We start from the raw sequence: 7,401 nt of genomic DNA, 5'->3' as shown, positions 1-7,401 counted from the left end.
TCTGGGGTTGCTGTAAATCAGGCTCGTTAATTGGTGTTTTTCACGGTTGGCAGGTTTGAGGATTGCTCGAAAGAGATACGGTGCTTAAAGGTCAGTCGCTGAATTAAGAATCTTCGTGCGTTTACGCCGGAGAGTGTCAACTCGCCCCAGCGAGAGCCGCCCCAGCGGGAGCCGCCCTAAGTCCGCCCGCCGTCGCCGCGCCCGATGCCCATCAATGCCCATCAGCACCAGCAGCCCCAGGTCATAGAGAAGCATCACGGCCGTTACCTGGTCAAGGGGGAGCCATTGGGCCAAGGCCACCACTGCGATCGCCCCCAGTCCGAAGAGGCCGTAACTGCGCAAGCTGGGAATGATCATCGTTGAACCTCCTTCAGCATCACGATCAAGCCCGGCGTAACTGACGGGAGAGGGTCAGCAATTCTTGAAAATAGGGGGTGTCGGTGATTTGGCGCACGTCGCGATCGCGCTTGACGGGATCAATCGTCACCAACGGCTGTTGCATCTGTTGGCGTAATAATTCTTCCCGCGACTGCACCGCCTCGGTCACCTTCGCCAACGAATCCGACGCAGCGATCAAGGCCCGCTCGTCGGTATTGGTGGTCACCGTTTCAATGGTCGTCAAGGCTTGGCGATAGCTCCCTTCGATCATTTGGTTCGCCCAATAGCCCAGGTGTTCAATATATTCCGTCATGTGACGAGCGCGATCGCCCATCAACTGCAACACCCACTGCATCAACAGCGGCGAATCATAGATGGCCTGTAAAAAACAATCGCGCTCCAATTGCAGCACCGTGGTGGGTTCCATCGCGATCGCCGTCGCCGTCCGGGGTAGCTGATCAATTAACGCCAATTCCCCAAAACTGTCCCCCGCCTCCATCGTATTGAGAATAATATCCTGTCCTTGACGATCCACCGTCGAGATTCGCACTCGTCCGGATTGGATCACATAAAACGCTGTGCCGAGATCCCCCCGTCGAAACAGCACCTCGCCGGCGGCTAACGGTCGCAGGATCATCTGCTGGACAATCGTAGACTCCTGTTGCAAAATTTCGCCAATCTTGGGTGGTTCCATACTGTTCAACCTACACATTCTGAAAGGACAAAGCGACGCACCGATTCACCCCGACCCTTTAGAGTTTTCGTCGTTGTTTCATCAGTTCGAGCTGATGCCGCACCTGGTCAGGGTCAAGCCAACCATAGCCTGCTTCCCCTAATTCCTTCAAGAGTTGCTGAAAATCGGCCTCTGTCCAATGGGGTTCCCCTAACCGGGTCAAGATCCCATCGGGGTTAGCGGGGCGCGATCGCACCTGAGTCAGCCACTGTTGCAACCGCCCAAAGAGTCGCCGTTGCAGCAATCCAGGGGCAGCATCCGGATGACTCATGGCAGCGCGGATATCCCACTGTAACCCCTCTAAATCTGTTTTGGCTTGATGGAGGGAATAGTCATGATAGTTAGGGTCATGGTTGAGCAACGTTTGGAGCCATTCCTGAAACTGGGGCGGCAGGGTGGCGCTGAGGGCATCCGAGAGCCGCGCCGCCGTCACGTCATCGGTGGTTAATCGTTTTTGGCTGTGGGGATCGCGGTTGAGGAGGCTCAGTAATGTGCTGCCCAAATTTTGCAAGTCATTGGGGGGCATTGGGGCGGTGGTCATCAATGGCGACCCAAAATCTGTTAACTGTGTGGTGAAATTTTCATCCACGAAAATATTCGAGGGCTTGAGGTTGGCATGGACACAGCCGTCATCGCGCTGCTGGAGGTGAATCAGGGTATCGAGGACGTTGGTGGCGATTTTTTGGATTTCGCGGAGGGACAGTTGCGGGGCCAAATCCAACGCACTCGATGGGATGTAGTCACGGATCAGGGAAAAGCCCGTGCCGGTTTTGTGGGTGTGGAGGTATTTCACAATTCGGCGACTATGCACCGATTGAAAGCGATCGCACACCTGTTGATAGCGGCTAAACCACTGTTCACCCTGCTGATGTTCTGGAATCTTAAAGTCCTTGATCACCACCAGATTCCCAGTGATTTGATCATTCGCCAGCGTAGATGCACAAAGACCTTGAAGCGAATGACCTAAGGTTCGGACAATGCTATAGCGTTGATTTAAAGAGGTCATAACCTGACATCAACCGTAGGGTGGATTGACATTGATTCCCACTGCACCGGGCAAGTTTGCCGGAGGTTGCAGATCACAGTCAAGGGTGTCAAGGATTTAGAATCCAGGGATGATCCAATTCCCTCGACCCGCAAGGGTTTAGCCTCACAAGCATCGGCGGCTGAGAGGGGGGCAAAACTGATGTGGTGCGACGGAGATTGATCAAGGGGATTGATAAACACGGATTTTATCGGGGGCTTGCAAGCCAGCAGAGGGGGGTCTGCCTAACCAAGGGGGTTAGTCATTGTTGATCCTGGCATGATATTTAATTTCATTTAATTTATAGTGTGAGGGATGTTTTTAACAAAGATTTCAGGATGGTGCCTGGTTTAGTTTACCCCGTGCATGGAATGGATTGTGATCCGCGCGATCGCGTTTCCGTCACCTTTGCACCCTTGGCATTAGAGACGGTGTACAACCAGGCCGATGATCCGGCCAGTGGGGCAGTGGTGGTGATGAGCGGGACGGTGCGATCGCAAACCGACGGCCGCCCGGTGGAGTATTTGGAATATCAAGCCTATGAGCCGATGGCGATCGCCGTGTTTGCCGCGATTACTGTCACCATTCGCCAACAATGGCCCGACACCAATCGTATCATCATCCACCACCGCACCGGCCGCCTCAAAATTGGTGATATTAGCGTCCTCGTGGCCGTCAGTTGTCCTCATCGCGGCGAAGCCTTTGCCGCTTGCCAATACGCGATCGACACCCTCAAGCACAACGCCCCAGTCTGGAAAAAAGAATATTTTCAAGATGGCAGCAGCGAATGGGTCAGCATCGGAGCCTGTGAGGCGATCGAAAATTGCCCGCCGCTCTTGCCCACACCCCATGCTGAACAAGGGGCTTAAGCCCCTTGCCCACCCCATTCCCTTAATCCCATGAACTCTGCCCCCCGCACCCTCCTCGTCTGCCAAAACGTCAACTGTATCCGCCACAATGGCGAAGCCGTCCTCGCTGCCTTTCAAGCGGCCGAGTTGCCCGATGATGTTGTCGTTGAGGCCTCAGATTGCCTGGGACAGTGCAACATGGCCCCCAATGCTCGCTTAGTTCCCGATGAGGTGTGGTATTGCCGCCTCACCCCGGAGGATGTGCCACAAATCGTCACGGAACATCTCCACAACGGCAAACCCGTCGAAGCCAAGCTGCACCCCCGCATCCATCCCCGCTTCTCGTTTTAACCCAACTGCCGAGCGATCGCACCAGACCCAAATGCGTGAGGGGTTTGGCAACCAAACCTGATCTGTTGGAGCGGTCAAACGAAGCATCCTCAGTCTAGGATAAGAATCGAGTCCATCCCGCCCCCATCACTTATGGTTGCCGCCGCTGATCTCCCCTTCATGTCTCCCAGCGAATACCTGCATTGGGAAGCCGAACAAAACCACCGCCATGAATACATCAACGGTGAAATTTGCGCCATGACCGGCGGCACATTAGCCCATAACTCCATCACCCTCAATCTTGCGGCTGCCCTCAAAGCCCACCTCCGGGGCAAACCCTGCAAAGTCTTTATGGCCGATGCCAAACTCCAAATTAACGAGACGGTTTATGTATATCCGGATGTTGCGGTAACTTGCGATCGCCGTGATCTCGAAGCGACCCAACAGATTCAACACCCCAAACTGATCATCGAAGTCCTTTCACCCGGCACGGAAGCCAAAGATCGGGGTCGTAAGTTCTATCACTATCGCCGCCTCCCCTCGCTCCTCGAATATTGCTTAGTCACCCCCGATGCCCAGCAAGTGGAATGCTATCGCCTCAACGATCGCGGTAAATGGGAACTCACCACCTACAGCGCCGACGAAACCGACACGCTGACCCTCACCACGGTCGGGTTAGACTGTCCGTTTTCGCGGGTCTATGAAGATGTCGTGCTGCCCACTGATGATGTCACTTTGTGACAGGAGCGCATTCTAGGAATTGTCCCGGTCAAGACCTTCAGCGGATTGGCAGCACCTTAAAAGGAGAACGTAGTCCGCAGGGCAGCGATCGCCACCGGATCATTACTGCTGTTATGGCCCGGATTAAACACCACCATCATCCCCGGCGTAATCGTGATGTGTCTGCTCAACCGCCAGCGATAAAACGCCTCCAAATGATAGGCCGTATCCGAACGCCCCCCATTAAACGCCGTACTTCCCTGCGTAAAAAAGCTCGGAATATTACCGAGCGGTTGACCATTAATATTCATATTGCTTTCTGTGATGCGCGGCGGCATACCAAAGAAAATTGCCCCCAAATTGCCCTCTCCTAACAGATCCGGGAATTGCATCGACACCATCCAATTTTGTGTCTGAGCCGACCCATCAAAGTTCAACTGATGAGAGGTCGTCCAACCGATCCACCCCCCCAGAGTGATCGCATCATTCACCGCCCAATTCGCGGTAATACCAAAGGCATTGGTTTCTAAATCAACCCCATTGATCGATGAAACCTGTTCATCCCCCACAAAGGTATTTAAAAATCCTTGATTGGCCCCCGATTGACCATTGAGAAAATACAGCGCAATATCGGTGTTACGGGTGGGAGTCACGAGAGCCTGTAAGCCCACAGTATAGGCTTTCCCCAGCAGACCTTGACTCGCCACATTCGCAAAAGCCGCCGAATAAACCCCTTGCAGACTCAGGATCGGCGTTGCCTGCCAGTCAAACCCAATCCCGGCACTGGTTCCCCCCAGTTGAATAATCGGATTGCGTTGGGCAAACCGAGAAATCGGCCCAAACCCCGCACTTTCCACCCGCGACGGCCCCCGGAACACATTCACCGCATTCACCCCCGCCGGGCCAACAATCAACGCCAAATTATCCGTCACACGCTGACGGAAATTGGCATCACTAAGTAACACACTATTGCCCGTGTCCGACTCATAGCCGAGGCGAGTGAAATTATTGTTCACTAAGCCATAGTCAGCAGGATCGGTAACGCTGGTGTTGAGGTTGCCTGCCTGCATCCCGGTGAGGAGATAGCTGCCGGGCGCAAATTGGGTCAGAAAGGTGAGTTGGGCGTTATATCCGAAACTGATTTCATCGTTGGGGTCGGCGGTATCGGTGCGGCGATCGCTCCCCACGGCTCCGGTGGTGTTGTTGCGATAGTCCACGGAGTTGCTGAAGCGGCCTTGCAGCCCCATGACCACTTGTCCGTAGAGTTTGGTGGTGGTGGAAAATTGATTGTCTTCGAGGAATTGGGTGCGGCTTTCGAGGTTGTCTACTTGTGTGCCGAGTTGGGCGAGTTCGGCTTCAAATTCCGCCATGATCCGGTTGAGGGTTTCCATGTCTTCGCGGCGGACAAACTCGGCGCTGGTATCAGCGATCAGGCGCTCCATGGTTTGCATACAGGCGTTGAGACCAGCGGCGAATTCGTAGCGAGAGAGGGCGTGATTCCCCCGAAATGTGCCATTAGGATACCCTTTCAGGCAATCGTAGCGAGTGATCAGATCACTCAATGCCCCATAGGCCCAATCCCCAGGACTCACATCGGTGAGTTGGTTCACCCCGGTCAATTGGCTCATCGCATCGGATGAGAAGAAGCTGAACTCTGGGCTGATGCCTGATTCTGGCAAGCCGAGATCAGCAGCATTTGTACTAGCATCGGGCAGTACGGGCAGTGGGTCTTGTCCGTGGGCATCCTGTACCGGGCTAACCGCCAGAGTGCATCCGAGCGTCAGAGAGTACAGACCAAGGCGAGATGGATTGAGCATCTTTAAAACTAGAGCAGCGTATAAATACTGAGTGAATCACTAATTTATATCACAACTCAGGTAAAGAAAGCATAATTCATGTATCGTTCAGTTCCAATCTAACTATTTTTTGAGCAAAAAATATTCTTGACTTCTATAGTTAGAAAGATAAGGAGTAAGATGTGCGAAGCGGGTAAGGTTTTTCAGTTTTTCGGGTGTATGTTCTCAATCCGCCGTAACGCACCGCTTGGCTCGCTCTTGGGTACGTTACTTCTAAACTGGGAGTACGATCGCAAACAAAATAAGCACGTTACCAATGCTTCAAAAAAATTTTGCCACTATTGTAGTAAGCCTGAGCCATCTGACCATAGCAGGGATCTTTCACCCAGCGAGTTCCCAAGTTAGTTCTCTTTCCATCCAATCGTTTGATCTCTCAAATAATTCGATTACCTTGACAAATTCTCGCGGTGTTTTTGTGCTACCGAACTCAGTGTCACTTGACGTGACGGTTTTTGTCTCGTTTGGTTCTCAAGTGATGTTTGATTCGGCTAATTGGGGGCCGCTAGATAGCTCAGACAATATAGGCACTGTTACACTGAACTTTGATAATACTGGCCCCGGTGTTTTGCTTGCAACCTCACCATTTGAATACACAATATCTGGTTTTGATAATTCAGGAAACCCTGTGAGCGCGTATTCATCACAATGGTCTATTTATGGTCTTTCCAATGAGGCTATTATTTCTTCGATCGCAGGGTCTGCCCAAGTACCATCTAATACTCGTGGATTGCTTCGAGATGAAAACAATGGACAGCAATTTCCTAATGGTTTTCAGTTTACACCCCCACCCTTTCAAACAGCGATCGCTCCTGGTTTAAATACCTCACTAGCTCCTATACCATCTGAGACAACGATCGCACCGAGCTTAAATACTTCACTTCCTTTACTACCTGAAAATACGACACAACCCGGTACAACTCTTTTGAACAGCCGTCCCACTCCCAATCAACGCGCCTTCCGTCCCAACGGTGTCCATCCCCGCATCGTCCCTGCAGGGAGTCCGGGGCGATCGCTCAAGTGAATGTCTTGACTTATCAGGATGTGCGGGGTTCCACCGCTATAGAAGTGACCCTGACGAACAGCCGGGGCGTGATGACCTTACCGGGGTTTGCCTCTGCGACGGTGGTGAGTGCATCCGGTGGGATTGCGATTGGTATCCAGTCAAAATGGACGATGGGTGCGGGTGGCACCAGTACGGACTATATTAGTGATCGCAACGGCGCACCTTTAGTCATTGACCAAACCGGGAACACCACCAATACGTTTTATGCCACCGGCCAATCTGCTCCATCGGTGTGGACATTTAGTAGCATCTCTGTTGCTGGCTATAGTGGAGCGGGGCAACCCTTTGAGTACAGCGGCAATGCAGACTTATCTTAAATGTGCAAAGAAGACTCCCACGATAAAGCGAGTCCGAGTAGAGTTACCGAAGGTAACGGCGGACGTGCCTTTTAGTGGCGAGATGAATTTGCACCAACAAACAAATCGAGCGACAGCGAGTCCTTAATTTTC

9 protein-coding genes are annotated in these 7,401 nt (G+C 52.7%); 5 read left to right on the top strand and 4 right to left on the bottom strand.

Annotation, left to right across the window (positions count from 1 at the left end):
- Positions 1-84 precede the first annotated feature (84 nt).
- The 3 genes from PN477_RS18235 to PN477_RS18225 are packed head-to-tail and all read right to left on the bottom strand — an operon-like array spanning position 85 to position 2,117.
- Entirely contained in the window at positions 85-357 is a 273-nt protein-coding gene (locus PN477_RS18235) for a hypothetical protein (RefSeq protein ID WP_272121760.1), read from the bottom strand.
- Between the two features lie 25 nt (positions 358-382).
- Positions 383-1,072: a cyclic nucleotide-binding domain-containing protein gene (locus PN477_RS18230; protein WP_272121759.1), complete on the bottom strand. Its 690-nt coding sequence runs from the start codon at positions 1,070-1,072 to the stop codon at positions 383-385.
- 58 nt (positions 1,073-1,130) lie between these two features.
- Positions 1,131-2,117 carry a protein kinase domain-containing protein gene (locus PN477_RS18225; protein WP_272121758.1) on the bottom strand — a complete coding sequence of 329 codons (987 nt, stop codon included), beginning with the start codon at positions 2,115-2,117 and terminating at the stop codon, positions 1,131-1,133.
- 389 nt (positions 2,118-2,506) lie between these two features.
- Here PN477_RS18225 and PN477_RS18220 point away from each other — a divergent pair, with 389 nt between their 5' ends.
- The 3 genes from PN477_RS18220 (at position 2,507) to PN477_RS18210 (ending at position 4,054) form a co-directional block, all read left to right on the top strand.
- Positions 2,507-3,004, top strand: a complete 498-nt coding sequence (locus PN477_RS18220; RefSeq protein WP_272121757.1) for a molybdenum cofactor biosynthesis protein MoaE — start codon at positions 2,507-2,509, stop codon at positions 3,002-3,004.
- A 30-nt stretch (positions 3,005-3,034) separates the two neighbouring features.
- On the top strand, positions 3,035-3,334 hold the full coding sequence (locus tag PN477_RS18215; RefSeq protein ID WP_272117259.1) for a (2Fe-2S) ferredoxin domain-containing protein: 300 nt from the start codon (positions 3,035-3,037) through the stop codon (positions 3,332-3,334).
- A gap of 132 nt (positions 3,335-3,466) precedes the next feature.
- Positions 3,467-4,054 carry a Uma2 family endonuclease gene (locus tag PN477_RS18210; RefSeq protein ID WP_272117261.1) on the top strand — a complete coding sequence of 196 codons (588 nt, stop codon included), beginning with the start codon at positions 3,467-3,469 and terminating at the stop codon, positions 4,052-4,054.
- 56 nt (positions 4,055-4,110) lie between these two features.
- Here the strand turns inward: PN477_RS18210 and PN477_RS18205 are convergent, their stop codons facing one another.
- A complete protein-coding gene (locus tag PN477_RS18205; RefSeq protein WP_272117263.1) occupies positions 4,111-5,850 on the bottom strand; it encodes an iron uptake porin in 1,740 nt (579 codons plus the stop codon).
- 295 nt (positions 5,851-6,145) lie between these two features.
- On the opposite strand from PN477_RS18205, the gene PN477_RS18200 reads away from it, so the two are divergent.
- Complete coding sequence (locus PN477_RS18200; RefSeq protein ID WP_272117265.1) at positions 6,146-6,910, top strand: hypothetical protein; 765 nt, start codon at positions 6,146-6,148, stop codon at positions 6,908-6,910.
- Positions 6,907-7,269 (top strand): hypothetical protein, encoded by a 363-nt coding sequence (locus PN477_RS18195; RefSeq protein ID WP_272117267.1) that lies wholly within the window; start codon positions 6,907-6,909, stop codon positions 7,267-7,269. Before PN477_RS18200 ends, PN477_RS18195 begins: the two co-directional genes overlap by 4 nt.
- The last annotated feature ends 132 nt before the right edge of the window (positions 7,270-7,401 follow it).

The sequence above is a fragment of the Spirulina subsalsa CS-330 genome, assembly GCF_028330765.1.
Taxonomy (GTDB): Bacteria; Cyanobacteriota; Cyanobacteriia; order Cyanobacteriales; family Spirulinaceae; genus Spirulina; species Spirulina subsalsa_A.
Note: the sequence above shows the minus strand (reverse complement) of the source record. Positions and strands in the feature narration are given on the sequence as shown.